The organism is Nocardia sp. NPDC049526 (assembly GCF_044465765.1).
In the GTDB taxonomy this organism is placed as follows: Bacteria; Actinomycetota; Actinomycetes; order Mycobacteriales; family Mycobacteriaceae; genus Nocardia.
In genome coordinates this window covers 139728-164286 of sequence record NZ_JBITMA010000016.1, presented here as the reverse complement: position 1 = coordinate 164286, position 24559 = coordinate 139728, and the positions used below count along the sequence as shown (strand labels likewise).

General features: G+C 64.5%; 20 protein-coding genes and 2 pseudogenes. 9 read left to right on the top strand and 13 right to left on the bottom strand.

Going from position 1 to position 24559, the window contains the following annotated elements:
- Positions 1-198 precede the first annotated feature (198 nt).
- The 4 genes from ACIBW7_RS36635 to ACIBW7_RS36620 all read right to left on the bottom strand — a co-directional run bounded on the left by ACIBW7_RS36635 (position 199) and on the right by ACIBW7_RS36620 (position 3364).
- Positions 199-651 (bottom strand): retropepsin-like aspartic protease, encoded by a 453-nt coding sequence (locus ACIBW7_RS36635; RefSeq protein ID WP_397054607.1) that lies wholly within the window; start codon positions 649-651, stop codon positions 199-201.
- Positions 602-826: a DUF5678 domain-containing protein gene (locus tag ACIBW7_RS36630; protein WP_397054571.1), complete on the bottom strand. Its 225-nt coding sequence runs from the start codon at positions 824-826 to the stop codon at positions 602-604. The genes ACIBW7_RS36635 and ACIBW7_RS36630 overlap by 50 nt, the downstream gene beginning before the upstream one ends.
- 2 nt (positions 827-828) lie before the next feature.
- On the bottom strand, positions 829-1158 hold the full coding sequence (locus tag ACIBW7_RS36625) for a trypco2 family protein (protein ID WP_397054569.1): 330 nt from the start codon (positions 1156-1158) through the stop codon (positions 829-831).
- Between the two features lie 1639 nt (positions 1159-2797).
- A complete protein-coding gene (locus ACIBW7_RS36620) occupies positions 2798-3364 on the bottom strand; it encodes a PadR family transcriptional regulator (RefSeq protein ID WP_397054567.1) in 567 nt (188 codons plus the stop codon).
- A gap of 120 nt (positions 3365-3484) precedes the next feature.
- Between ACIBW7_RS36620 and ACIBW7_RS36615 the strand changes: the two genes are divergently transcribed.
- The 4 genes and pseudogenes from ACIBW7_RS36615 to ACIBW7_RS36600 form a co-directional block, all read left to right on the top strand.
- Entirely contained in the window at positions 3485-3901 is a 417-nt protein-coding gene (locus ACIBW7_RS36615; protein ID WP_397054565.1) for a nuclear transport factor 2 family protein, read from the top strand.
- A 141-nt stretch (positions 3902-4042) separates the two neighbouring features.
- Positions 4043-5878 carry an acyl-CoA dehydrogenase gene (locus ACIBW7_RS36610; RefSeq protein ID WP_397054563.1) on the top strand — a complete coding sequence of 612 codons (1836 nt, stop codon included), beginning with the start codon at positions 4043-4045 and terminating at the stop codon, positions 5876-5878.
- A 109-nt stretch (positions 5879-5987) separates the two neighbouring features.
- A pseudogene (locus ACIBW7_RS36605) lies at positions 5988-6666 on the top strand (acetyl-CoA C-acyltransferase); the annotation flags it as partial.
- A 259-nt stretch (positions 6667-6925) separates the two neighbouring features.
- Positions 6926-7021, top strand: a pseudogene (locus tag ACIBW7_RS36600) (transposase); the annotation flags it as partial.
- A gap of 415 nt (positions 7022-7436) precedes the next feature.
- On the opposite strand, the gene ACIBW7_RS36595 reads toward ACIBW7_RS36600, so the two are convergent.
- The 6 genes from ACIBW7_RS36595 to ACIBW7_RS36570 form a co-directional block, all read right to left on the bottom strand.
- Positions 7437-7661 (bottom strand): tyrosine-type recombinase/integrase, encoded by a 225-nt coding sequence (locus ACIBW7_RS36595; protein WP_397054561.1) that lies wholly within the window; start codon positions 7659-7661, stop codon positions 7437-7439.
- Positions 7662-7672: 11 nt separating this feature from the next.
- Positions 7673-7840 (bottom strand): hypothetical protein, encoded by a 168-nt coding sequence (locus ACIBW7_RS36590; protein WP_397054559.1) that lies wholly within the window; start codon positions 7838-7840, stop codon positions 7673-7675.
- Between the two features lie 153 nt (positions 7841-7993).
- Positions 7994-9097, bottom strand: a complete 1104-nt coding sequence (locus ACIBW7_RS36585) for an MFS transporter (protein ID WP_397054557.1) — start codon at positions 9095-9097, stop codon at positions 7994-7996.
- A 201-nt stretch (positions 9098-9298) separates the two neighbouring features.
- Complete coding sequence (locus tag ACIBW7_RS36580; RefSeq protein ID WP_397054555.1) at positions 9299-9427, bottom strand: hypothetical protein; 129 nt, start codon at positions 9425-9427, stop codon at positions 9299-9301.
- A gap of 194 nt (positions 9428-9621) precedes the next feature.
- Entirely contained in the window at positions 9622-10551 is a 930-nt protein-coding gene (locus tag ACIBW7_RS36575) for an NmrA family NAD(P)-binding protein (RefSeq protein ID WP_397054553.1), read from the bottom strand.
- Positions 10552-11537: 986 nt separating this feature from the next.
- Positions 11538-12284: a GntR family transcriptional regulator gene (locus ACIBW7_RS36570; RefSeq protein ID WP_397054551.1), complete on the bottom strand. Its 747-nt coding sequence runs from the start codon at positions 12282-12284 to the stop codon at positions 11538-11540.
- A gap of 285 nt (positions 12285-12569) precedes the next feature.
- Between ACIBW7_RS36570 and ACIBW7_RS36565 the strand changes: the two genes are divergently transcribed.
- The 4 genes from ACIBW7_RS36565 to ACIBW7_RS36550 all read left to right on the top strand — a co-directional run bounded on the left by ACIBW7_RS36565 (position 12570) and on the right by ACIBW7_RS36550 (position 17414).
- The gene (locus tag ACIBW7_RS36565) at positions 12570-13568 is read left to right on the top strand and encodes an acyl dehydratase (protein ID WP_397054605.1); all 999 of its coding nucleotides are present in this window, start codon (positions 12570-12572) and stop codon (positions 13566-13568) included.
- The gene (locus tag ACIBW7_RS36560) at positions 13565-14785 is read left to right on the top strand and encodes a CoA transferase (protein WP_397054549.1); all 1221 of its coding nucleotides are present in this window, start codon (positions 13565-13567) and stop codon (positions 14783-14785) included. Before ACIBW7_RS36565 ends, ACIBW7_RS36560 begins: the two co-directional genes overlap by 4 nt.
- 83 nt (positions 14786-14868) lie before the next feature.
- A complete protein-coding gene (locus tag ACIBW7_RS36555; RefSeq protein WP_397054547.1) occupies positions 14869-16080 on the top strand; it encodes an acyl-CoA dehydrogenase family protein in 1212 nt (403 codons plus the stop codon).
- Positions 16081-16220: 140 nt separating this feature from the next.
- Entirely contained in the window at positions 16221-17414 is a 1194-nt protein-coding gene (locus ACIBW7_RS36550; RefSeq protein WP_397054545.1) for an acyl-CoA dehydrogenase family protein, read from the top strand.
- Between the two features lie 72 nt (positions 17415-17486).
- Here ACIBW7_RS36550 and ACIBW7_RS36545 read toward each other — a convergent pair whose 3' ends face one another.
- Genes ACIBW7_RS36545 through car form a run of 3 tightly spaced genes read right to left on the bottom strand, consistent with a single transcriptional unit; the run spans position 17487 to position 22898 of the window.
- A complete protein-coding gene (locus ACIBW7_RS36545) occupies positions 17487-18269 on the bottom strand; it encodes an SDR family NAD(P)-dependent oxidoreductase (RefSeq protein WP_397054543.1) in 783 nt (260 codons plus the stop codon).
- Positions 18266-19420 (bottom strand): acyl-CoA dehydrogenase family protein, encoded by a 1155-nt coding sequence (locus tag ACIBW7_RS36540; RefSeq protein WP_397054541.1) that lies wholly within the window; start codon positions 19418-19420, stop codon positions 18266-18268. The genes ACIBW7_RS36545 and ACIBW7_RS36540 overlap by 4 nt, the downstream gene beginning before the upstream one ends.
- 52 nt (positions 19421-19472) lie before the next feature.
- Positions 19473-22898, bottom strand: a complete 3426-nt coding sequence (gene car / locus ACIBW7_RS36535; protein WP_397054539.1) for a carboxylic acid reductase — start codon at positions 22896-22898, stop codon at positions 19473-19475.
- Between the two features lie 743 nt (positions 22899-23641).
- Between car and ACIBW7_RS36530 the strand changes: the two genes are divergently transcribed.
- The gene (locus ACIBW7_RS36530) at positions 23642-24550 is read left to right on the top strand and encodes an SDR family NAD(P)-dependent oxidoreductase (RefSeq protein WP_397054537.1); all 909 of its coding nucleotides are present in this window, start codon (positions 23642-23644) and stop codon (positions 24548-24550) included.
- Positions 24551-24559 lie beyond the last annotated feature (9 nt).

The window sequence follows — 24559 nt, the reverse complement described above, 5'->3', positions numbered from 1 at the left end:
CTCTATCGAGGGTGAGCTGGGCCGGCGCGGTCGGGTTCGGCGCGACGCCGATGGGCAGGTTTCCTGCGGTCTTCCAGACCCGCAGCCCTCGATGGCGCCAGCACGCTGGGGGGATCTGTACGAGCTCCGCTACCCCGCATCCCTCACCCCGGCGAGTCTGGGGTGAGCTACCCTTTCGAAACCAGCGGTCGGATTTACCTATTGTTTCCGAAGCCATCGAGTGCTCTCGAACCCTGTAGATCCGTATGCCGCGTATATAGAAGTACGACCCACAAGATCAACCGCACGAGGTGCGAAATATACGGGAACCGACCGCACGAAGGTTCCTTGAATCTTAAGGTCTACATTCATTAACCAACGTTGTGTTTTACCGGCAGCAGTGGAAATCACGATCGGCTGACCGCTATTCAGTGGGTCCAGTCCAATCGAAACTGCAACATTGCTCGGCAGCTGCGTGTGCAGCGCACCGGTATCCACAAGCGCCTGGGAGAATGTGGCGCTGGACCGACTGGGTCCGGCCGGACCAAAGAGAACGACTTCGGTTCGCGGGACACCGCTACTCGAGGGCTCGTCGTAATCGAAATCAACCTGGATTGTCACCTCAGACCCCTGGCTCGAACTCTTGGCCGTCGACAAAGGCAATCGCAACATCGGAGACAGAGCGACGGTCATCTTGCAACCGAGCCAGTACGTTTGACAGGTCTTCGTCAGCGGCTACTAGCTCACTGCCCTCCGAAGCAATCCATCGGTGGCGATACTCCTGGCTCAGCGCGCTCCAGTGTTCCCGGATCCATCGGCTACCTGCGGAATCCGATTCGTATGCCATCGCTACCCACTCCCGGTAGTCGTTCGGGCGATGGTCACAGTAGACGGTGAATCACCGGTTCCGGTTTCGAATACCGAATCGGCGTCGAATGGCCTGAATTTCGCGGTAACCTTGTGCGTTTGCTCCGAAGAAAGCCCTCCACCGATAGTAACGACGTAAGCTTTGATGCCCGCTTTACCCTCGCGTTTTACAGCTATGTTCAACTCTACAGAGCACTCGTCGAGTTTCAGCTTGAAGTCGTCAGTCGCTGCCGCTTGCGCAGTTGCTAGCTCGGATTTGAGGTACTTGATCATGTCCGAAAATTCGATGGGACCATCGGAAGATTTGGTCATCTCACCCTACCTAGTCATCGAGGGTAATGGAGTAAGCCTGCACCCGATCCTGCATCTCTTTGAAGATACCTGACCACGGCTGACATCAAACCGTTTGCGCGACGGATTCCGCAGCATGTCGAGAGATCGTAAGACTAACAAACTATTTGCCACACCGAACAACACGAGGAGCGAGTCGAGCGACAAGGTGGCTGCCACCGACGGAGCGAAAGAAGATGTCGCAGCTCTTCGTACCCTCGCGCAATGCCCTCACTCTCGGTCGCGATGGCTGGACCCACTCAGCATGCGGGGCAGGACACGAGTGCTTCGCGACAGGTAGGCAGGGTGCACATGAACGCCAGTTTGCTGGACTACACGGTCAAGGTGACAAATGTACGCGGCCCCTTGGCCTGCTGGCAGCGGCAGTCGAAAACGTGTCGATCAGCCAGGATCCGACAAGCGATTGTGACCGATTTCGTATGGCCTCCGCGCTGTAGCGACACACGATAGTCGGCTATTGCCGGTCGTCCAGCTGTCGTTCGCGTTGATCGGTGCGTCTGACGGATCGGGAACCTGTTTTCACAGCGGATCACATACTGTCGGTGGTCTTTTGACCGACAACGGCTGTCTGACAACGGGTGGCAAACGACATACGTTGAGCAGTAGTCCCCGCTATTTCCGGTGCCGGAATATCCGAAGTTGGCGGTACGCGGATAGCCCTCGGTCGCAGCGGTCAGCCACAGGCGCGTGTGCTCACCGTCGGTTCGTAGCGGCAGCCGCAGATACTCGGCCAGCCCGGCGACAAAGGCTCCGGTTCCGGCGCGATCGCCACGGTGCACAATCTGGATGGACCGCCACGCTCGGGCCGCAGCGGTGTAGCAGCGCCGCACCCGATATACCGCCCACCCACACGTATCCAGTGCGGCATCAGCGAGAGCGTGGACCTCGTGCGCGCCATCGGCGCGGAGCCGGTCTCGCAGCGACCTACCCGGCCCGAAAAGGCCGGAGCGGTGGTTCAATGCGACGATGACGAATTCGTCGACCAGGTGCTTGTACGCCTCCAACGGAGTGGCTGATAGCGGGCGAGCTGGTCGGGCCAGCTGGGCACCGACACGAAACGGCAAGTTATTGCGAATATCTGATAACGATCGCCGACGGGCCCCGCCGAGTCCGTGTCGAGGCTGACCCGGCAGCACTGATGGCAACAGCCCGAGATGATCTCAGGCTGTTGGTCTCCAGAGGGCTGTGCGGCCGGTTGTAGCCGCGCGATATGCGCCATTATTGCTCACTCACACCGACTGAAGTCAGGCCAGATGGGCGCGGCCAGAACGTCCTACGCTGACGCGCGCATGCTGACCGCGGAGCCCTGCCTGCCCGCGAATGCCGCTGAACCAGAGGCACATCAGTGATCGCCTACCATGCGGCGTTACGCCTCGATCCTCGGATCTCGCGTCAGACAGGAAAACAATGGACTGAATACCCTGTTAATCAGGCGATTCTGCCGTCTCACCTCAGCACGACGGCTCTTGCTCCAGTCCCCGGCAATACAGCCCGCCAGCACCCCCCGTGACGGGAGGCCACGAGTGACAACCTGGCACAGAACGCGCTCATCCCCGTTGCCTGTGCGCTGCGGGCTTTAGGTGGACCCCGGAGCGTGACCTCACTCGATGTGCGCGGTGGTACGCCGGTCGATGGCAGAGAGTGCGAATTCGCTCCAACGCAGGTTTTCCTGCTCGAAGGCAATGCCGCGGACGAGGGTGAGATACGGGCCGATTCGGGCCGATTCGGCCAGGTACGCCTGCTCGCTTCGCCCGTCCAGTAATCGTGTGCGCAGGCGTTCGTAGCGGGCCAGTTTCGCCTTCGAGCATTCCATGCGCTCGGTGATGGCTGTGCGGACAGCGGGGGAATCGCCGTCGCTCATCCCCTGGACCTTCACCAGCATCTCGTCGCGGATGGCAGTCGGTTTGACCGGCTCGGCGATGAACTCGTGCAGAGCTGCTCGCCCTGCCGCGGTGATCGTGTGCAGCCGCTTGTTGGGGCGGCGCTCTTGCTCGATGACCCGGGTCTCGATGAGCCCGTCCGCGGCCATTCTCTCGAGTTCCTTGTACAGCTGCTGCGGCGTGGACATCCAGAAGTTGGCCACCGAGGCGTCGAAACCCTTGGCCAGTTCGTAACCGGACGCCTCGCCCTCGAGAAGCGCGGCCAGCACCGCGTTGCGTAGCGACATCGGGTCAGGATATCGCGAAGTTTGTCTAATCAAATAGTTGACTATCAAGGGGCTAGACACGCGTGCTGAACCTCGCTACGGTGCCTCTCGATACTCAATTAATTGTCTATTGGAGGGTTTATGCATTCGCTCCGTGAAGCGGTCGAGGCACGCGATACTGCGGCCATCGAGGCACTTCTGGCCGACAACGTCGTGTTCACGAGCCCGGTGGCTCACAGGCCGTACCCGGGCAAGGCCCTCACCGCGGCGATTCTGCGGGCGGTGATCGAGGTCTTCGAGGACTTCGGCTACGTACGTCAGATCGAATCCGATGACGGCCGCGAGCACGCCTTGATCTTCGAGGCCACCGTCGACGGCAAACAAATCACCGGTTGCGACTTCCTGCATCTCGATGACGACGGCAAGATCGATGACTTCATGGTGATGGTGCGTCCGCTCTCGGCGGCGCAGGCGCTGGCAACGCGCATGGGGCAAAGGTTCGAGCGCATAAAGGCCGAGGCCACCGCGCCGCCGCTGCAGAAGTCGCCCGGCGCCTGAGTCGGGCACCGGCACCGACCTCGCTCCCCTGATCGCGGCCGCTCGGCACGGTGGTCGAGCTGCGGCTTTCTCCTTCGCTCATCGTCGGCACGACGTTCACAAAGTTATTCGGTGCCAGCAGCGCACCACGAAAGGTTCCCCATGGGTCACTACAAAAGCAATGTCCGCGACCTCGAGTTCAATCTGTTCGAGGTGCTCGGCCTGGACGCGATCCTGCGATCCGGTGACTTCGCAGGCTTGGACTCCGACACTGTTCGCGCCATGCTCACCGAGGCGGCGCGCCAGGCCGAAGGGCCGGTAGCCGAATCGTTCTCCGACGCCGACCGCCATCCTCCGGTCTTCGACCCGGCGACCCACACGGTCGCCATACCGGACAGCTTCAAGAAGTCGGTGCGGGTCTGGCAGGACTCGGAGTGGTTCCTGCTCGGAATGCATCCAGACCTCGGGGGTTCTGCGGCGCCGTGGCCGGTGACCTGGGCGCTCAACGAGCTTCTGCTCGGGGCAAACCCCGGCGTGTTTTTCTACATGCTGGGGCCGGTGATGGCCGATGTACTCTACCGCGTCGGCAACGACGAGCAGAAGCGGTGGGCCAAGCTCGCAGTCGACCGCCGGTGGGGCGCGACGATGGTGCTGACCGAGCCGGACGCGGGCTCCGATGTCGGCGCCGGCCGCACGACGGCGTACAAGCAGGACGACGGCAGCTGGCACATCGACGGCGTCAAGCGTTTCATCACCGGCGCGGAGTCGGATGATCTGGCGGAGAACATCTTTCACCTGGTTCTCGCACGCCCCGAGGGAGCCGGGCCGGGCACCAAGGGATTGAGTCTGTTCTTCGTGCCGAAGTTCCAGTTCGACCCGGCAACCGGAGAACTCGGCGACCGCAACGGGGTGTTCGTCACCAATGTCGAGCACAAGATGGGGCTCAAGGTTTCCGCAACCTGTGAACTGACCTTCGGCGGTCACGGCATCCCCGCCAAAGGTTGGCTGGTTGGTGACGTGCACAACGGAATCGCCCAGATGTTCAAGGTGATCGAGAACGCGCGCATGTCTGTCGGCACCAAAGCGATCTCGACACTGTCCACCGGATACCTCAACGCCCTCGACTACGCGAAGACCCGCGTGCAGGGCCCGGATCTGACCCGGATGACCGACAAGACCGCGCCACGAGTGGCGATCATCCGTCATCCCGATGTGCGCCGCAGCCTGATGATGCAGAAGGCCTACGCCGAAGGCCTGCGCGCGCTGTACATGTACACCGCCGCCCACCAGGATCCGGTCAGCGCGGCACGGGTCTCCGGCGCGAACCCGGACATCGCCCGGCGCGTGAATGACTTGCTGCTGCCGGTGGTCAAGGGCGTCGGCTCCGAGCGAGCCTACCAATACCTCACCGAATCGTTGCAAATTTTCGGCGGCTCCGGGTTCCTGCAGGACTACCCGATCGAACAGTACATTCGCGACTCGAAGATCGACTCCCTCTACGAGGGCACCACCGCGATCCAATCCATGGACTTCTTCTTCCGCAAGATCGCCCGCGACCAAGGCGTCGCCTTGGCGCACCTGCAAGCCGCGATCTCGGACTTCCTCGAATCCGACAGCGCGGACCCACGCCTGGCAGACCTGCGCATCAGCTTGGCGACCGCCCTCGAACATATCCAAGCGATGACCGAAAGCCTTTTCGCCTACCTGATGGCTGCCCAGGAACGACCAGCGGAGCTCTACAAAATCGGGCTGGCATCGGTGCGATTCCTGATGGCCTTCGGCGACCTGTTGATCGGGTGGCGTTTGCTCGAGCAAGCCGAAATAGCCCTCACGGCCCTGGACGACCGGCCCTCCGATGCCGATCGCGAATTCTATGAGGGCAAGGTCGCGGTGGCCGACTTCTTCGCGACAACCGTCCTTCCAGATCTCGCCGCGGCCAAGCATGTGGTGGCGTCGGTGCAATCCACTCTGATGGACCTTTCCGACGGGGCGTTCTGAGGCTCACCCGTAGCGCACCTGCACTCCGCGTGCGAACCGCGCCCGCCCTGAGCGAGCGCGCGATTCGGCCACGCAATCCACGACCGAGAGAGCTCCTCAGGAGGAACACGTGGCTTCGACAACCACAGCACCACGCAGTGTCGTCTTCGTAGACGGTCTGCGCACGCCGTTCGGTAAGGCCGGCCCGAACGGCATCTACGCAGACACCCCGCGCCGACGACCTGGTGGTCAAGACCATCCGGGAGCTGCTGCGGCGCAACCCGGCACTGGATCCGGCCCAGATCGATGAGGTCGCCATCGCCGCGTCCACCCAAACCGGGGACCAGGGTCTGACCATCGGGCGCACCGCGGCAATTCTGGCCGGCCTCCCCGAAACAGTGCCGGGTTTCGCGATCGAGCGATTGTGTGCCGGGGCCATGACGGCGGTCACCACCACCGCCTCCGGTATCGGCTTCGGCCAGTACGACATCGTGATCGCCGGCGGAGTCGAGCACATGGGCCGCCATCCCATGGGCCAAGGCGCGGACCCCAATCCGCGGTTCCTGGCCGATCAGCTTGTCGATCCCAGTGCACTGGTGATGGGCAATACCGCCGAGAATCTGCACGACCGATTTCCTGGCATCACCAAAGCCCGTGCCGACGCCTATGCGGTCGCCAGCCAGCAGAAATACGACGCCGCAAAACGGGCCGACTCGATCGCGAGCATGCTGGTTCCCGTGGCCATCCGGTCCCCACACGGCTGGGGTCTGGCAGTAGCCGACGAGCCGCCCCGCCCTGGCACCACACTGCTCTGGGCTGGCCTCAAAGATAACTGCCTGCTCGTGCCGGCCCAACACCGGCCACTTCTGCATCAGCGCCGCCGCGCCGCCCAAGCCTGCCTCCCAAGTCCGTGGTCACCCTGGGAGACATGATCACTGCCCGGGGCCAGATTCCACGTAACTTTCAAAATGCTCAAACGACAGATGTTCGGCCGAGCAAACCTCGACCTACTCAGGAAACGCACACTGCTACAGACGAATTGAACGTCACGGAGAGTGCGCCAGAGCCAAGATCCGCGACGGCAAGGTCGCCAACCGGCCCATCTATGTGGCGTTGGCGGTGACCTGCGAGGGCGGGCGCGAAATCCTCGGGTTGTGGGCCGGTGCTAGTTTGCTTGAGCCGTCGAGCATTTGCTGAATGTTCACTGGCTCTGATCTTGCTCGGTGTGTCGGAAGATCGACACGCAGACGGTGTTGCCAACCTGTAGGCCGGTTCGGCCTTCGACGGGCGGCCCCCAATGTGTCGACTGCAGTGGTCGGCGCGTGGCGCGGATCGTCGGGAGGCGATCGCGGGTTCATTGCCGATCTCACCAAAATCTCACACTTTCAGCCGGAACCTACGGGATATTTCAGGTCACGTTGAGGGGGCTTGAATCGTGAAAGAATCGGCCTACCAGTCTTTTTCGGCATCATTGAGACCCATCCGAAAAACTAGAACCTGTGTCAGGTGGTCGCAGGTTCAAATCCTGTCAGCCCGACACATGAGAAACCCCTTCCGACCAGCATCGGAAGGGGTTTTGTCATTCGCCGACCACCCGCAGAGCGGGACCGGAACGGGACCGAAGGTGTTCTGAGAGCTTGTCCCCGGCACCGGTGATCTCGCGTCGGTCCGGGTGTAGATACCGTTCGGTGGTTCGGCTGTCGGCGTGCCTGGCGATCTTCTTGAGCACATGCAGGCTCACCCCGGCATCTGCCATCCATGTCAGCCCGGTATGGCGCAGATCGTGACGGCGTGTTCGGAGCACCAACCTGCCGTCTACCCGTGCGCGAGCAGTCCGCGGTAGTAGTCGATATTGACCTGGTCGAGCCGGATGTACGGATAGCGCGCGAATACGTCCTCGTCGGAGGGTCGGTGCGCACTGCCGTTCGGGTGGGGGACCGTATCGACGCCGGAGTTTTCCGGCGTCGGTGATTCGCCGACCATTCTTACTCCCTTTCCAATCGGCAGACATCTGCCTACTCGATTGCTCGGCAGTCTCGGCTCAGCCGACCGCGCCTCATGCAATTCTATATATGATTACTCTATATGAACTCCGCTGAACGACGGCAGCTGCCGCCTCGGCGACGCCTCTTATATCTAGCGGACAGTTCTGATACGGAGAACCGCGAGTGCGCCGAGGCAGGTAAGACCGGCGACCGCCGGGTAGAGCGCGGCGTACCCGCCGAAGGCGGTGACGATCGCGGCCGCGGCCACTGGAGCGATCGTGGCCGGAAGGGTTGCGGCGATGTTGATCAGGCCGAGGTCTTTGGCGGCACTATCCGGATTCGGCAGCACTTGGGTGACCAGGGCCTGGTCGACCGACACGAAGGCGCCGAAACCGACGGTCAGAATGATCGTGGACGCCGCCAATCCCGGCACCGTCGGGACGGCGATCGGCAGGAGCGTGGCGAGCGAAATGAGCAAGCCCCCAACCAGAACAATAGGTTTACGCCTGCCGATGCGGTCGGAGAGGGGGCCGGCGACAAGTGTGGCCAGGATGAAGCCGGGCAAGCTGATGAGGTTGAGCAGGGACCCCACGCGTGCGGCTTGCGTAACTCCGAGTCCGATGTAGTCCTCGGTGATGTAGAGCTGATAGTTCAGCAGCATGAAGTAGCCGGCGCAGATGAGGAACCGGCCGAGGAAAACCCAGTAGAAGTCCGCATTTCGGCGCGGGTCGATCCACAGCGAGGCCACGACGACGGCGAGCGAGAAGGGCGAGCGAGCCTGAGCGCGGTTGTCGCGGTCGGGATTCAGTACCAGGAACACGAGTCCGGCGATCAGTATGGTCGCGGCCGCAACCAGATAGCCGGTGGAGATGCGATGGAGGAAACTCGCCCCGAGCACGGGAGCGAGCACCCCGGCCGTGATTACTCCGAGCCCCGCCAGGGTCGAGTAGCGGCCTCGAAGCCGGGGAGGTACTCGGTCCGGCTGGATCGCGGTCAAGGGGCACGCGAAGGTGTTGAATCCGAAATGCGCCGCCATCGCCGCTATGGTGAGCATAGCGATCGACGTGGCGAATCCCGTGCCCGCCAACGAAATGCATCCGATTGCCAATCCGACGGCCATACACGGTGTCCGGGCACCGAATCGGCTGCGGGTACGGTCGGACAGTAGGCCGACCAATGGCTGCGCCACGAGCCCGGCGACGGCAGCTGCGGCGTGCACCAGAGCCAGGTTGTGCACCTTGTCTGCATTGTTCATCGACTGCACCTGCAGTGCAGTGAAGTATCCGATGATGCCGTAGGCAAGCTGCGGACAAGCGGAGGCGAACGGGACCGTCGCGAACAAGCGACGGAGCGCGGGGTCTGCCGGGGATGTTGTGTCGGCGAGCGAATCTCGCGCAGACGAGGCGCTGTGGCCGGCGGCAGGCGCCTTGGACATGTCGTGCACGGAGACCTCTTCTCACTCAGGCGGGCACAGCGGCGGCCCTGCCGGAGCGCCACCACTGACATCGGTCTCCTGGTAATGCAGGGCCGCGATGAACATCGTCAGCGCCATCGAACGGCCCTGGTCGTTCAGTGGCGTGGCCATTTCCATCGCGCCGGAATTCGAGGACGCACCTGGTGACTTCGCTGCTCTCCGGTGCATACCGGGGCTCGCGCCGCAACAGCATCTGCTGGGTCGCCCCGGCGCTGGACAACAAGATGAGGGCCTTTCGAGGACAGCGGCGGCCCGTGAGCGCCGGTTGACCTGCACGAGTCGAGGCCCGTCTAACGGACAGACCGTTACTGCGGTTCGGTGGCGGCGAGCAGTTCGTCGCGGTGGCGTTCCGCCCACCGCCGGGCTGTGGTGGTGATGTCAAGGCCGTGCGCGGCGGCGTGCTCCGGCCGTGCCGGGTAGCCGACCTCGTCGAGCCAGACCTGGGTGGCCGACCAGGACGCTTTTCCGAGCCGCCGATCGACGTCAGTCGCCGGGAGGTGCGACGCTATGATGCGCCGCCCGGTAACCGCGCTGATGATTTCGGCCATCGCGGAGAAGGTCACGGCGTCGCTGCCCAGCTCGATCTCCGCTCCCGCGAAGCGCTCCGAGGCGCGCACGATCGTCACCACGATGGTGCCGAACTCCTCTGCGCCCATCAGCGCGACCTGGGTGTCCGGTGCGGTCGCCACCAGCAGTTCGCCGAGGGAAAGCAGTGGGAACATATGTCGGGCTTTGGGAGCGATGAAGTTCTCGAGGAAGAACGCCGGCTTTACGATCGTGTAGGTGAGTCCGGCGGCCCGGACCGTATCCTCGACGTCCTCCTTGCTATGCCAATAGTTGGTCATCGCGCCCGGGTCGATATGGGCGTGGTCGGTCCGCCATCCGGTCCCGGACACCGAGGTGTGGACGAGGTGCCGGACGCCGGCCTTTGCCGCGGCTTCGACCAGGTTCGCCCCTTGCCGCCGCTCTGAGTCCGGGTCCCGCGTCGGGGGCAGTTGTACGGAAAACACTGTGGAACGGTCGGTGCATGCGGCGAGTAGCGACGCGGGGTCCTCCAAATCGCCGACAGCCAGCCGGATACCGGCTGCTGCCAGTGCGCGGGCGGGCGCCGCGTCCGGGTTTCGCACCAGCGCGGTGACATCGATGCCGGCTTGCTGCGCCGCTCGGGCGACGGCTCCGCCCTGCATGCCGGTGGCGCCGGTGACGAGCAGCGAAACGGAATTGATCTCGCTCATTCAGATCCTTTCCCGAGCGAAAAGCTGTGAGGGCATCAGAAGACGCCGCTTCCGGTCAGCCCGCGCATACGTCTCCGTGGAGGAATTAATAGTGAGATAATATACCTCACTCCCGCGCGCCTGTTCAAAGGCGCAGCACGACCTTGTCCGTACCGGCCTGCGGTAGTGGGTCCGCCGCCATCCTTCGATCCCGACCGGCCGGGCGGCTTCCATGGATTCGATGTACTCGCGGCGCACGCGACGATCTCGAGCGGGAAGCAAAGCGAGTGTCGAAGTTGCGGTGCATGCTGCGTGGTGAGCACGGACGATCGCACAGCGGCTCCGTCCTCGACCACGCGCCATCCCGGGCTGGTCGGCTCAGTGCGATTTTCCGGGAGTCGATGCGTATGGCGGGCGGTTGCGCGGTCGTGTCGTGCCCTGGTCGGATACTCGATCCGCGCACCACGGGAGCGGCTATGCCGCTCGGTCGTCAGTCCGCGTGCGCCCGGGAGAAGCTGGGCCACCCCGACCGGCGTATATAAATTATATTACTATTTATCGGATCGCTTCGGCGGATACTGCATCGAAGAAGGAGTCGGAGATCATGGAGATGTCACCGCGAGGCTCGCGACCCTGGGCCCGATGTGTCGCCGACAAGGGCGAGCGTTACTCCAGTGGTCGCGAGAGCCGAGGACAAGAGGTGCCTGCCGGTCCATCGCCGAGTCGGCCGGCACGTCCGGAATACCTCGTCGGGTCTTCTATCCGTGAGCTACTGAACTTCTTCGAGAATTGCCCGAAATGCGGTTACTCCGCTACGGCTACGGTTGTCACGCGCCGGTTCAGCGGTGGAAGCATTGAAACCGAAATACACTTGAGCTGCGGTCTGCCCTGCGGCTGGACCGGTTCGCGACACCCTCTCGCCGCCGGAGCTCAGGTTCCACCGTCCTGAATCGTGACTCGGGCTGTCGACCGGGAATGCGGCCCGGGCGCGCCGGGCGAACGTCGCATCAGGGCGTACTGCGGCGCAGCGTCACCCGGTAGGTGTAGCGCTCGGGCAGGAAGTGGCTGACCGACAGATCGATGATCTGTCCGGTGGCATCGAAATACAACCGGTCGACGCGGAGCATCGGATGGCCTGGCGCACAATCGAGTCCGGCCGCGATGCCGGTGTCGGCGCACGAGACGGTGATCGACTGTGCGGCCTCGACGATCGGGCTTTCGAGATGGGGTTCGAGCAGGCCGATGACGGTATGCGGACTCGTCCCGCCGGTGCCGACCTCGCCGCGGTCGGCGATGTGCCGAGCGATGTGCTCGGGCAAGTGCACCGTGGTCACCACGAACGGAACCCCCTCGTGCATGCGGCGGAAGGTGATCGTGTACACGACATCTGTTTCGAGGCGCAGCCTGCCGGCGGCTTCGACATCGACCCGGCGGTGTAGCGGAGTGAGAACCTCCATGGTGGTATCGGAGGACAGGCTCATCAGATCCTCGATGGACCCATGGTGGCGCAGGTAGCGGCCACCGGTTTCGCGGACGAAGGTGCCGCGGCCGGGGATGCGGTGGACAGTGCCGTCGGCGACGAGGTCCTGGAACGCGCGGCGCACGGTTTGGCGGCTCACCCGATACTGCTGGGCGAGTTCGGCTTCGGTCGGCAACTTGCCACCGTCTCGGTAGTTGCCCGCGGCGATGCCGGCGCGCAGTGTCCGGGACACCAGCTGGTGCGCTGGTTCCCCCTCCCGTTCCCGATCTGTCATCGTGTTCTCCTACCTCGGCGTCTTGCAGGGAAGTCACGTAGACGCTGCGTAACCCGTATTTCTACCTCGTTGCGACCATGGGCGGGGCTCGATCGCCGTTCAAATGTACGGCCATTCTGCCCGAAAAATTAGTACAATAGATGTATTAGTATTGACATTGGTTGCTCGGGACTGTGAGTATCCACCACATAGGCCAGGCCGGTGCTCCCAGGCGGAGCAGTCCGGACCGAGGTGTATCCAGCAAGAACAGATCGAGGTAATCCGCACGTGGCAACAGATCAGCCGGTGGACCGACAATGGGTGGGTGGACCGTATTTCGACGAGCTCGAGCGCGGCGCAGTTTTCGATTCGGCCCCAGCGGTCACGCTGACCAGCGGTTTGGCCGCGTCCCACCAGGCGATCATCGGCGACCGGCTCCGACTGCCGTTGGACCTTCGACTGTCGGAGGCGGTAACAGGCGCCTCCGGACCGGTCGCGCATCCGGCGCTGGTGTGGGACATAGCAATCGGGCAGTCCACCCTCGCGACCCACCACGTCAAAGCGAACCTCTTCTACCGTGGTCTGCGATTCCATCGTTTCCCGCTGCTCGGCGACACCGTTTACACCCGAACCGAAGTGGTGGCCCTGCGCGAGAACTCACACAAGCCGGGACGGGCGCCGACCGGGCTCGCTGCACTGCGGATAATCTCCGTCGACCAGCGCGGCCGCACCCTACTGGACTTTTGCCGCTGTGCGATGTTGCCGTTGAGTTCCGGCGCCGCCACGAGCCGGAGGCGATACGAGGACGACCTGTCCACGATCGGCACCGAAAGTTCCGCAGCGCCCGACGCGGTCGGCGGCTGGGATCTCGAACGCTTCCGGCAGCGTGCCACCGGTCGGCACTTCGAGCCCGAGTTGGTCGGCTCGACCTTCCACAGCAGCGGCGATGTCGTGTCCAGCGCGCCGGAACTGGCACGGTTGACCCTCAATATCGCGGCGGTGCACCACGATGAACGGGTCGGAGAGGGAGGACGGCTGGTCTACGGTGGGCACACCATCGGGCTGGCGCTGAGCCAGGCCACGCGTGCGCTACCGAACCTGGTGACCGTGCTGGGCTGGGAGTCCTGCGAGCACACCGGCCCGGTACGTGAGGGCGACACCCTGACCAGCGAGGTGCACGTCGAAGGCGCGGAGCAGCTCGAGGTGGGTACCGCGGTGCGACTGCGCTCGATTGTGCAGGCGCACAGCGGGAACGCATCGAGCCGTCCTGTTCTGGACTGGCGATTCACGGGGCTGATGGCATGACGGACATGCCCGACCTGCGGCCGCTGGCCGGTGTGCGAATCGTAGAGGTATCGAGTTTCGTCGCCTCCCCGCTGTGCGGCCTCACCCTGTCGCAACTGGGTGCGGAAGTCATCCGTGTCGATCCGATCGGCGGGGCCGGGGACAAGAACCGCTGGCCGGTCACGGAATCCGGGGAAAGCATCTATTGGACCGGGCTCAATCGCGGAAAGCGTTCTGTAACTTGTGATATGCGCAGCCCGGAGGGGCAGCGTCTGGTGCAGCGTCTCGTCACCGCTCCGGGTGGTGGGATTTTGGTGACCAACGCCGGTGGAAGGGTTTGGTTGAGCCACGCGGCGTTGAGCGCCGTGCGGTCCGATGTGATCACGCTGCGCCTCACCGGGACCCCGGACGGAGGTGCCGCCGTCGACTACACGGTGAACGCGGCGTCCGGTTTCCCCATGATCACGGGACCGGAATCGCACGCCGGACCGGTGAACCATGCCCTGCCCGCATGGGATGTGGCGGCAGGTCTGTACGCCGCGCTGGCGATCGTCTCGGCGGTGCGGCGCCGTGAACGGACCGGCCGCGGTGCCGAGATCGACCTCCCGTTGTCGGATGTGGCGCTCGCAGTCTCCGGGTACCTCGGTTACCTCACCGAGGTCCAGGTCAACGGTGCCGGTCGCGCAGCCATCGGCAATGCGGTGTACGGCACCTACGGCCACGATTTCGTCACCGCGGATGCCGCGCGGTACATGGTGGTGGCGCTGACGCCCCGGCATATGCGTGACCTGGTACGTGTCACCGGATGCACCGCGGCGGTCGAAGCGCTGGAAACGGCACTGGGCGTGGACTTCTCGACCGACGCCGACCGATACCGCCATCGCGGTCTGCTCAACGCGCTGTTCGCATCCTGGTTCGCCGAGCACACCGCCGCCGAAGTCGAGGTGGCGCTGGCGGGCTGCTCGGTGTTGTTCGAGCGCTACCGCAGCTTCGAAGAGCTTGTCGGCGGCGGCCAACTCGAGACCAACCCATTGTTCTCGGTCCTGCACCAACCGCGTATCGGTACTTACCTAGCGGCCGGGCTCCCCGCCGCGTTCGACGGCGGCCACCTCTCGGCCGGAGCCGCGCCGCTGCTCGGTGCCGATGGTGCGGCGGTACTGCGGGACTTGCTCGGCGCGTCCGAAGACGATATCGACCAGCTGATCGACGGTGGCCACCTCGGAGTGGCGCAAGGCTGAGCGAGCCTTTCGCCTCCGTGGCCACAGTGAATGGGTTCGCCGATTCGGTCGGCCGCCCCTGCGTACAGGAATAGGAGCACACAATGACCGGCGAGAGCAACAGCGCAGACGCGCATACGGCCGCACCGGTATCGGCCGCGGACTTCGCCGATATTCTGGCGCAGACCCGGGCGTTCGTCCGCGACACAGTGGTACCGCGTGAACAGGAGATCGCCGAGACCGACCGGATTCCCGACGATATCCGCCGCCATGCCGCAGCGATGGGATTGTTCGGATACGCCATCCCGCAGGAATGGGGCGGCCTCGGCCTCGACCTGACCCAGGACGTGGAACTGGCCATGGAGTTCGGATACACGACCCTCGCTTTCCGGTCGATGTTCGGCACCAACAACGGCATCGCCGGCCAGGTACTGGTGAACTACGGCACGGACGAACAGAAGCAGCGATGGCTGGAGGCCATCGCCTCCGGTGAGGTGGTCGCCTCATTCGCACTCACCGAGCCCGGCGCGGGATCGAACCCGGCGGGCCTGCGCACTGCAGCCGTCCGCGACGGCGACGACTGGATCATCAACGGCGAGAAGCGTTTCATCACCAACGCCCCGTGGGCGAATCTTTTCGTGGTGTTCGCGCGGACCCGGCCGGCCGATGCCGACGGCCCGGGAATCGCGGTGTTCCTGGTGCCCGCGGATTCGCCCGGGGTCCAGGTCGGCGCCAAGGACCGCAAGATGGGCCAAGAGGGTGCGTGGACCGCGGACGTGCACTTCGCCGATGTCCGGGTGCCCGCCTCCGCGTTGATCGGCGGGAGCGAAGACGTCGGATATCAGGCGGCCATGGTGTCACTGACCCGCGGACGGGTACATATCGCGGCGCTCGCCGTCGGTGCGGCACAGCGCGGTCTGGACGAGTCGGTGAACTACGCTGCCACCGCCACCCAGGGCGGTACCGCGATCGGTGACTTCCAGCTGGTCCAGGCGATGATCGCCGACCAGCACACCGGAGTGCTCGCGGGCAGGGCGATGGTTCGGGACGCGGCAGCCCGCTACGTCTCCGGGGAGGACCGGCGGGTCGGTCCGTCGGCGGTGAAGCTGTTCTGCACCGAGATGGTGGGCAAGGTCGCCGACTTGGCCGTACAGATCCACGGGGGTACCGGCTATATCCGCGATGTCCCAGTGGAAAGGCTGTACCGGGATGTGCGGCTGCTCCGGCTCTACGAAGGTACCAGTGAGATCCAGCGCCTCATCATCGGCGGTCAGCTGGTGAAACAAGCCAAACGGCAGATCGGCGGATCACGGTGAAACGAGCGGCTCAGCAATTCTTTTGGCCGCTCGCGTCAGCGCGGTGACTCGCGCCCTCGCCACGACTGCCGGTCCGGCACCCACATCATTTGCCTCGGCGGTGGACCGAGTCCGGCCACCCCCTTCGAAAGGATCACCGCATGACAACCCTCGCCCGGACCTCCGGACTCACCGAGGTCCAATCCGAGATGCTGGCGACCGTCCGCACCTTCGTCGAGCGTGAGATCATCCCGCACGCACAAGAACTCGAACACTCCGATACTTATCCGGCCGACATCGTCGAGCGGATGAAGGAGATCGGCCTGTTCGGCATCACGATTCCCGAGGAATACGGCGGGCTCGGCGAATCGCTGCTGACCTACGCCCTGGTGGTGGAGGAGATCGCCCGCGGCTGGATGAGCGTGTCCGGTGTCATCAACACCCATTTCATCGTCGCGCATATGATCGCCCGGCACGGTACGCCCGCGCAGCGCGAGTACTACCTTCCCCGCATGGCGACCGGCGAGGTCCGCGGCTCGTTCTCGATGTCCGAGCCCGACCTCGGATCGGATGTCGCCGCCATCAGGACCCGTGCCACCCGCTCCGCCGACGACTACGTCATCGACGGAAACAAGATGTGGCTCACCAACGGCTCCACCTCCAATCTCACCGCGGTGCTGGTCAAAACCGATCTGGGCGAGGCGAAACAACACCGAAATCTCACCACCTTCCTGATCGAGAAACCCGTCGGGTACGGGGAAGTGCTTCCCGGACTCACCATTCCCGGCAAGATCGACAAGATGGGTTACAAGGGGGTGGACACGACCGAAGCCCATTTCGACGGCTTCCGCATCGGCGCCGACGCGATCCTCGGCGGTGAGCCCGGTAAGGGCTTCGGCCACATGATGGATGGCGCCGAGGTGGGCCGGGTCAATGTCGCCGCCCGTGCCTGCGGAGTGGCGATCCGGGCATTCGAGCTCGCGATCGACTACGCACAGCAGCGCTCGACATTCGGAAAACCCATCGTCGAGCATCAGGCGATCGCCTTCAAACTCGCCGAGATGGCGACGAAAGTGGAAGCAGCACACCTCATGATGGTCAATGCCGCTCGCCTCAAGGACTCGGGGGAGCGTAACGATGTCGCGGCGGGCATGGCGAAACTGCTCGCCAGCGAATACTGCGCCGAGGTCACCCAGGAGTCCTTCCGCATCCACGGCGGTTTCGGTTACTCGAAGGACGCCGAGATCGAGCGGCTGATGCGGGAGGCGCCGTTCCTGCTCATCGGTGAAGGCACCAGTGAGATTCAGAAAACCATCATCAGCAAGGGGATTCGACGCGACTACCGCGCCGGCTGAGCATCAGGACGAGGACGCTCTGCTGGATATGGGTCCGGAACGGCGTCCTCAGTGGCGGAGGGGCGGCGGTCGTCAGAAGATCCCGAACCCTCCGTCGAGCCGGAAGGTGTCACCGGTGTGGAACGACGATGCCGGGCTTGCCAGATAGATGGCGATCCCGGCCCAGTCCTCCGGGGTGCCCCAACGGCGCAGCGGGATGCGCGAGAGGATCTTTTCGCTGACGGCCGGATTGTCGAGCCAGCCCTCGAAGACCGGGGAGCGGGTCCATCCAGGCAGTACGGCGTTGGCCCGGATGCGGTGGCGTCCGAACTCTACGGCGAGCGAGCGGGCGAGTGCGAGTAGGCCGGCTTTGGCCGCCGCGTACGCCTCCTCCCGTGGTGAGCCGAACAGCGCGGCGATGCTGGAGGTGAGAACGATGCTGCCGCCGTTGCCGAGGGCTTTCATATGACGGGCAGCCTCACGGGTGGTGAGGTAGGCGCCGTCGAGGTCCACTCGCATGAGGTTGCGCCACTCGTCGAGAGTGGAGTCCAGATAAGGCGGGTTGGTCATGGAGTTGGCGAGTGCGGCGTTGGCGAAGCAGGAGTCGAGGCGGCCGAATTCATCCACGAGGCGGGTGAATCCGCCGACGACGGCGGCCTCGTCGGCGATATCCACCTCGTAAGCCACGGCACGGTGACCGTGCGCAAGTAACTGGTCGACGGCTGCTTTGTTCTTGCCGGTGTTACGGCCCCAGATACACACGTCGGCCCCGGCGCGGGCGAGACCGTCGGCCATGCCGAGGCCGACTCCAGAGTTACCGCCGGTGACGAGGGCGACGTGCCCGGTGAGGTCGAGCGGATGAGTGGAACCGGTCACGAGGACGCTCCTTGCCGGGTCGTGCCGGCCAGCAGTTCGCGGCCGACGATGATCTGCTGAATCTCGGAAACCCCTTGCGAGACATCGAAGAACACCGCCTCGCGGTAGAGGCGTTCGACGACCATCTCTCGAGTGAGGCCATACGCGCCACAGACGTGCAGGGCGGCCTCGGCAGACTCGCGCGCGGCGCGCCCGGCAACCAGCCGGGCGGAGGCGGCTTCCGCGGCCACGGCAAGACCACGGTCGAGCAGGTCCGCGCAGGTGAGGACGAGCGACTCCGCGGCCAGGGTCGACGCCGCGGCCCTGCCGAGCACGGCTTGGATGGTCGGGAACTTCCGGCCGATCGGCGCGCCCCGGTGTTCGCGGGTCAATGCGTAGGCACTTGCTTCTTCGAGGGCTCGGGCGGCGATTCCGGCGCTGATGGTGGCTGCCCGCACCTTGCCGAAGGCTTCGCCGGCGATCATGACTTCGAAACCGCCGTCGATCGTGCCCACCAGGGCATCCTCGGCGAGCCGGATCCCGTCGAGTGTCACCGGCCTCGCCTCGGTGCCGCCCATCGACAGCACTTCGCTGGGCGGGCCGGTCTGCCAGCCGGGGTCGCTGGTGTCCACCAGGAACGCGCCCAGCGCGGTTTCCGATGTCCGTGCGAACACCAGCGCGACGTCGGCCTGGCCGGCGAAGGAGATGAACTGCTTGGCACCGCTCAAGCGCCATCCCGTGCCGTCGGGTTCCGCTCGCGTAGTGATCTGGCGCGGATCGGAACCCGTGGCCGGTTCGGTGAACGCCCACGAGGCCATGGATTTGCCGTCGACGAGACCGGGAACGTAGCGCTCGACCTGTGCGGGCGTTCCGTGCTTCAGCAGCGTCATCGCGACTTGGATCGACGTGCCGGGATAGAGAGCCGCGACCGGGCAGTGCCGGGCGATTTCCCTGGTGGCGACGACGTAGGCGCGGACCGTTCCGCCATCACCGCCGTACTCCTCGGCGAACGGCAGCCTGGTCAACCCGATCTCGCGCACCGCGTCCCACAGTTCTCGGGAAAAGCCCTGTGCCCGGTCGACCGCCGCGGCCAGCGGGCCGACGGTCCGGGCGGCCTGACCGTCCACGGCAGTCCGCAGATCTTCCAGGTCCTGCTCCAGCCGCAACTTCATCAACAGCTCCCTTACAGCAAAATTGGTAATATTATTACACTATCTGCTCGCGTTACAGGAGATCGAGCGCCCGCAGGTCGGCGACGTACTTGACGATCAACTCACGGGTGAGGTGGGGGATCTCTGTGCTTCCGGCGACCGGTGTGGCTGCCAAGGCCTCCTCCAGTCGTGGGGCCCGCGCGGCGGTGTCGAGGGTCGGCGCCAGCGGGCGCTCGTAGGCCTTCAGCAAGGGCAGGAGGGAGCGTTGCCGTTGCTGCTCGGGGAGGTTGCGCATGGCGGCTTCGGCCCGTTTCAACCAGACGCCGTGGTCCAACCGTTCGATCTTGTGGCCGGCGTCGATGAGCCAGTCGACAAAAGTGTCCAGGGAGATGCCGTCGTCGTGTGGGTTGATCAGGTGGTAGGTGCGGTAGCCCTCGGTGTGGCCACTGCCGAGGGTGTTGACCGCGGCGGTGCTGAAATCGGCGGGCAGCCCGTCGTAGTGGGCTCGCGCCGGGCCGCCGACCTCGGTGCGCTGGTAGAACGAATCCGGCGCGAGGCCGGTAGCGACAATACTGAACAGCAGCCGGGTGAACATATCGGGCACATTGAGCTGTCCGGTGTAGCGACTGTGGGTGAGAATCATGTCGGACCGGAATACCGTCACCGGAAGGTCGCAGATGTCGTATGCCTCGCGCAACAGCACCTCACCGGCCCATTTGCTGTTCCCGTACCCGTTGGCGTAGCCGGCGTGGCACGTGCGGACCGGGCTCACCTCGCGGATGTCGGCGATCTCGTCGAACCGGCCCGGTTCGATCTGATGTGAGACGGCGATGGTCGACAGGTTCGTGAACGGCTTGATCCGGCCGGTGATCGCCAGCCGGATCAGCTCGGCCGTGCCGGTGACATTGGGGCCGAACAGCTGGTCGTAGGGCAGCATGTGGTTGACCAAGGCGCCGGGATGCACGATGGCGTCGACCTCGTCCGCCAGGCGCTGCCAGGTGTCGTCGTCGAGTCCCAGGCGGTATTCGCCGAGGTCGGCGACGAGTACTTCGAGGTGGTTCGCCGCCAGTTCCCGGTAATGCCGGAGCAGGTACTCGTCGCCGGTGTCGAAGGTATCGTCGAGTCGCCGGCGCGCTGCTGCTTCGTCGGACGCGCGCACGAGACAGATGAGTCTTCCGCCGTGTGCGGCAAGACGTTCGAGCCAATCCAGGCACAGGAATCGGCCGAGATAACCGGTCGCACCGGAGAGCAGGACCGTTGTCGGCTCGGCATCGACCGGTGCGGGCAGCAGGGCGGCCGCATCGAGGGTGGCCGCATCGATGAAGCGGTCCAGCCGCAGATCGCTCGCCCGGATCTCGGTCGCCCCGGCGCCGTGTACGGCGGCGAAGGTCGGTCGCGTGTCGGTCTCGGTGCGCTTGGTCTGTATGTAGTCGGCGAGCGTTTGCAGACTGCCGGCCGGACTGATGACCACGGAGACCGGTACCTCGACGCCGAAGATATCCTGCAGCAGGTTCGAGAACGTCAGCGCGGACAACGAGTCCCCGCCCAGATCGGAGAAGTGCGCATCGGTGTGCAGATCGGCGTTCGCGCAGCCCAGAAGGGCCCGTGCAGCGCGGGTGACCGTCTCGTTCACCGGCTGATCGGGACCTCCGGTCCGCAGTGCCTCCAGCTCATCGGCTTCGCCACGCGCGAGGGTGGCGTAGAGGTCCTCGAGTTGCTCGCCATACCGTTCGCGCAGGCGTGGCCGCAACAGTTTTCCCACCTCCGACAGCAGTCCGTTGGCGGTGCTGAAGGGTTGCTCCTCGATGAGGAAACCGCGCGGTATCTCGTAGGATTCCAGACCGGCGCGTTTCGCACTCGACTGCAGTGCCTCGGTCAGTCGTGTCCGCACGGTCTCGGTGTTGCCGCTGGTCTGCACGAGCGTCTCGGTCGGCACGATCACCGCCAGCAGGTACGCCTGGGCGCTGTTGCCGTACACATAGATCTGCCGGATCGCCGGGTCGTCGGTGAATACCTCTTCGACCTGCGAAATGGTGACGAATTCGCCTTGGGACAGCTTCTGCACGTTGTTGCGGCGGTCGATATAGACCAACTGGCCCGGACCGACCTCGGCCATGATGTCGCCGGTCCGATAGAACCCGTCCGCATCGAACATCGACGCGGTGAGTTCGGGTCGCTGATAGTAGCCGGCAATGATGTTCTCGCTCTTGACCAGCAGTTCGCCGCGCGGATGCGGTCGGTCGGTGCGGTGATAGCCGAGTTCCGGCACGTCGGCGAGTTTGTACTCGAGTACCGGCGGACTCGACACCCTGCCGTTATGCATCACATTGCCGACCTCCGTCGCACCGTAGGAGTCATGGATCGGCACGTCGAGACAGGACCGCACGAATGCCTTGATCTCCGCGGAGATCGGTGCGCTGCCCGCGCTCACCTGCTGGACCCGCCCACCCAGAACGTTCTCACGGATGTGGGCTTTCACAGCCGCGTCCAGACTGTCCGGATCGCTGAATTCGCCTCGTCGGGCGGCCCGTTCGCTCTGGTAGATCTGGTAGATCATGTCCAGTACTCGCGGCACCGCGTAGAACTCGGTCGGCTTGGCCAGTGCGATGTCCTCGAACAGGGTCGACAGGTTCGAGTATGCGGTGAAATGAGTAGTTCCGCCGCGCTGGAAGGTGCGCCAGAGAGTCGCGAGGCCGAACGTATGCCCCATCGGCATATAGCCCACATTGACCGGCGCCTCGCCGCGAGCTACCTGGGGAACCTTGCCCGTCCAATAATTCAGTAGGAGGTGTTCGGGATACATCGCGCCCTTGGGTGCGCCGGTGCTGCCCGAGGTGTATATCAGCAGTGCCAGCGGGTCCGCGCCGGGTTCGGGGACGAACAGCGGGGCGACCGGCAAGTTCCGTCCGAACGATTCGACCGCCCCGAGGGAGTCGATCGTGACATTGCCGAATTGCCGGTTCGTCGCTTCGAACGACTCGCGCTCGTCGTCGACGTCGGGGTAGTAGTCGAAGACGACCACCGACGGCTGGGGGGCGACCGCCGACACCAACTCGGCGGCCTTCGCCAGATGTTCCGCACTCGCCGCGATGACCCGGGGTTCTGTTTCGGCGACGATCGTGCGCAACTGTTCGACCAGGGCGCCGGCCTGCAACGGGACGAAAACCGCACCCAGAGCGGTGGTCGCGAGGTGGACCGTGACGTAATCGATGCTGGCGAACCCGATCGTGACGATGCGGTCGCCGGGCCGCACTCCCTCGGCGGACCATGCCGTGGCGATCGCCCGGGCTCGTGTCCACAGTTCGCTGTAGGTCAGGGCGGTGAACTCCGGGAGTAGGCGCCGGGACCGTCGACCGGATGTGGGGTCCTCGACGATTTCGGCGGCACGACCGGCTAGTGCCGAACGATCCGCGTATCTGCTCATGACCGCGTCGACGGTCTGGGCGAGCCCGAGGGGCGGGCGGCCCTCACTCGCCAGGCGCTCCCCATCGGTGCTCATACGATCGTGGCGCGCCTCAGGCTGTCCAGTACTCATCGCTCACAAACTCCCGTCTGCATTTCTGTACCGACGTCGACTGCGTGTTCGTCCAGCCGGGGGCGGTAGCATCTCGAGGCTGGAGTCCGGTCGGCGGCTCTGCCTCGGCGGATACGTTCTCGCCCCACCCGGGGTGGGGAGTGCCGCTTGCTGCCGTCCTGGCCGGTTCGAAATGTCGGCCTTTGCGGCGCGGCTGCGAGTGTTCGTTGTCGACGTCTTTGTCCTTGCGAAGTAACCGGTGTAGCTCCGCCGCACTCGAGGATAACGGGTTGATTAGTTACCTGTTTGCTTTTCTGTCAGCGAGAGTGCTCGACTGCGGCACATCCCAGGGGCATGCCGGTCGGCTGCGCCGACCCCGGTGGGCAAGTGACTGTGCGATCTCGCCGTGTCGGCCGAGTGTGTTGCATCCGCGCGCATCGTGTCCTCGGTAGGGCCCACCGGCCGACTACCGCGAAAGTCCGTGAGCGCGTCATCGGTGATGTGCTCGCGCATCCCGTCGGTGTCGCCACACTTCAGCCGTTCGTGCAGCGTGGTGCGTGGCCGATGTCACCGAGCTGAGGCGGGGGCCGATCCCTCGGGGCAGCTCCCCGATGAGGGCGCTAATATATAGATAGATATTATGGCTATTTACGTCCGCCAGTTGATATCTTGGTCCCTTGGACGGGGCCGTCCCGAACTGTTCCGACTCGCTGAGGAGTACTCGACCAATGGGCATGCTCGAAGGAAAGGTCGCCATCGTGACCGGTGGAGGGCGTGGTCTCGGCCGCGCCCATTGCCTCGCCCTGGCGGCAGCCGGCGCCGCCGTTGTCGTCAACGACATCGGTGCCGGGCTGCATGGTGAACCCGGCAAGGAAAGCCCGGCCGATGACGTCGTCCGAGAGATCACCGCCGCCGGCGGCACCGCCACTTCGAACGGGACCTCGGTGACCGACTGGGCCGGCGTCGAAGATCTCGTGCGTTCGACGGTCGAGCAGTTCGGCCACCTCGACATCGTGGTCAACAATGCCGGGATCGTGCGCGACCGGATGCTCTTCTCCATGTCGGAGGAGGACTTCGACGCAGTCATCGATGTGCACCTCAAGGGCACCTTCGTCCTCACCCGGCACGCGTGCGCCTATTGGCGTGAGGCGAGCAAGTCCGGCAAGCCGGTCAGCGGGCGGATTATCAACACCACTTCCGGAACCGGCTTGTTCGGCAACGTCGGTCAAGGAAACTACGGTGCGGCCAAGGCCGGCATCGTCTCGCTGACCACGATCACCGCGCTGGAGATGGCTCGCTATGGAGTGACCGCCAACGCCGTATCACCCATCGCCGCCACCCGGATGACCGAAGGTGTCGGTTCGGTGCAGGCCGATGTGCGAGCGGACGGCTTCGATCCGCGGGATCCCGCGAACACTTCGGGTGTCGTCGCCTACCTCGCGTCCGACGAAGCGGCATGGCTCACCGGGCAGGTGGTGCGTGTGGACGGCGACAAGTTCCAGCGGCTGACCGGATGGGCGATCGAGGGCGAGTACTCCAGCAGCGACGGCCGCGCGCTGGTGCCGGAGGAACTGGTCACCGCCGTGCCGCGCATCTACGGCGCGGCACCGCGGGGACGGGCCTTTCACCGTTCGTGAATTCGACGA

Coding starts and splice junctions, on each gene's coding strand:
- ACIBW7_RS36635 (WP_397054607.1), bottom strand. CDS start 651: ATGTTGCGATTGCCTTTGTCGACGGCCAAGAGTTCGAGCCAGGGGTCT.
- ACIBW7_RS36570 (WP_397054551.1), bottom strand. CDS start 12,284: ATGACAGATCGGGAACGGGAGGGGGAACCAGCGCACCAGCTGGTGTCC.
- ACIBW7_RS36550 (WP_397054545.1), top strand. CDS start 16,221: ATGACAACCCTCGCCCGGACCTCCGGACTCACCGAGGTCCAATCCGAG.
- ACIBW7_RS36580 (WP_397054555.1), bottom strand. CDS start 9,427: ATGGCCACGCCACTGAACGACCAGGGCCGTTCGATGGCGCTGACGATG.
- ACIBW7_RS36615 (WP_397054565.1), top strand. CDS start 3,485: ATGCATTCGCTCCGTGAAGCGGTCGAGGCACGCGATACTGCGGCCATC.
- ACIBW7_RS36530 (WP_397054537.1), top strand. CDS start 23,642: ATGGGCATGCTCGAAGGAAAGGTCGCCATCGTGACCGGTGGAGGGCGT.
- ACIBW7_RS36590 (WP_397054559.1), bottom strand. CDS start 7,840: ATGGTCGGCGAATCACCGACGCCGGAAAACTCCGGCGTCGATACGGTC.
- ACIBW7_RS36560 (WP_397054549.1), top strand. CDS start 13,565: ATGACGGACATGCCCGACCTGCGGCCGCTGGCCGGTGTGCGAATCGTA.
- car (WP_397054539.1), bottom strand. CDS start 22,898: ATGAGCACCGATGGGGAGCGCCTGGCGAGTGAGGGCCGCCCGCCCCTC.
- ACIBW7_RS36575 (WP_397054553.1), bottom strand. CDS start 10,551: ATGAGCGAGATCAATTCCGTTTCGCTGCTCGTCACCGGCGCCACCGGC.
- ACIBW7_RS36630 (WP_397054571.1), bottom strand. CDS start 826: ATGGCATACGAATCGGATTCCGCAGGTAGCCGATGGATCCGGGAACAC.
- ACIBW7_RS36585 (WP_397054557.1), bottom strand. CDS start 9,097: ATGAACAATGCAGACAAGGTGCACAACCTGGCTCTGGTGCACGCCGCA.
- ACIBW7_RS36540 (WP_397054541.1), bottom strand. CDS start 19,420: ATGAAGTTGCGGCTGGAGCAGGACCTGGAAGATCTGCGGACTGCCGTG.
- ACIBW7_RS36610 (WP_397054563.1), top strand. CDS start 4,043: ATGGGTCACTACAAAAGCAATGTCCGCGACCTCGAGTTCAATCTGTTC.
- ACIBW7_RS36620 (WP_397054567.1), bottom strand. CDS start 3,364: ATGTCGCTACGCAACGCGGTGCTGGCCGCGCTTCTCGAGGGCGAGGCG.
- ACIBW7_RS36555 (WP_397054547.1), top strand. CDS start 14,869: ATGACCGGCGAGAGCAACAGCGCAGACGCGCATACGGCCGCACCGGTA.
- ACIBW7_RS36625 (WP_397054569.1), bottom strand. CDS start 1,158: ATGACCAAATCTTCCGATGGTCCCATCGAATTTTCGGACATGATCAAG.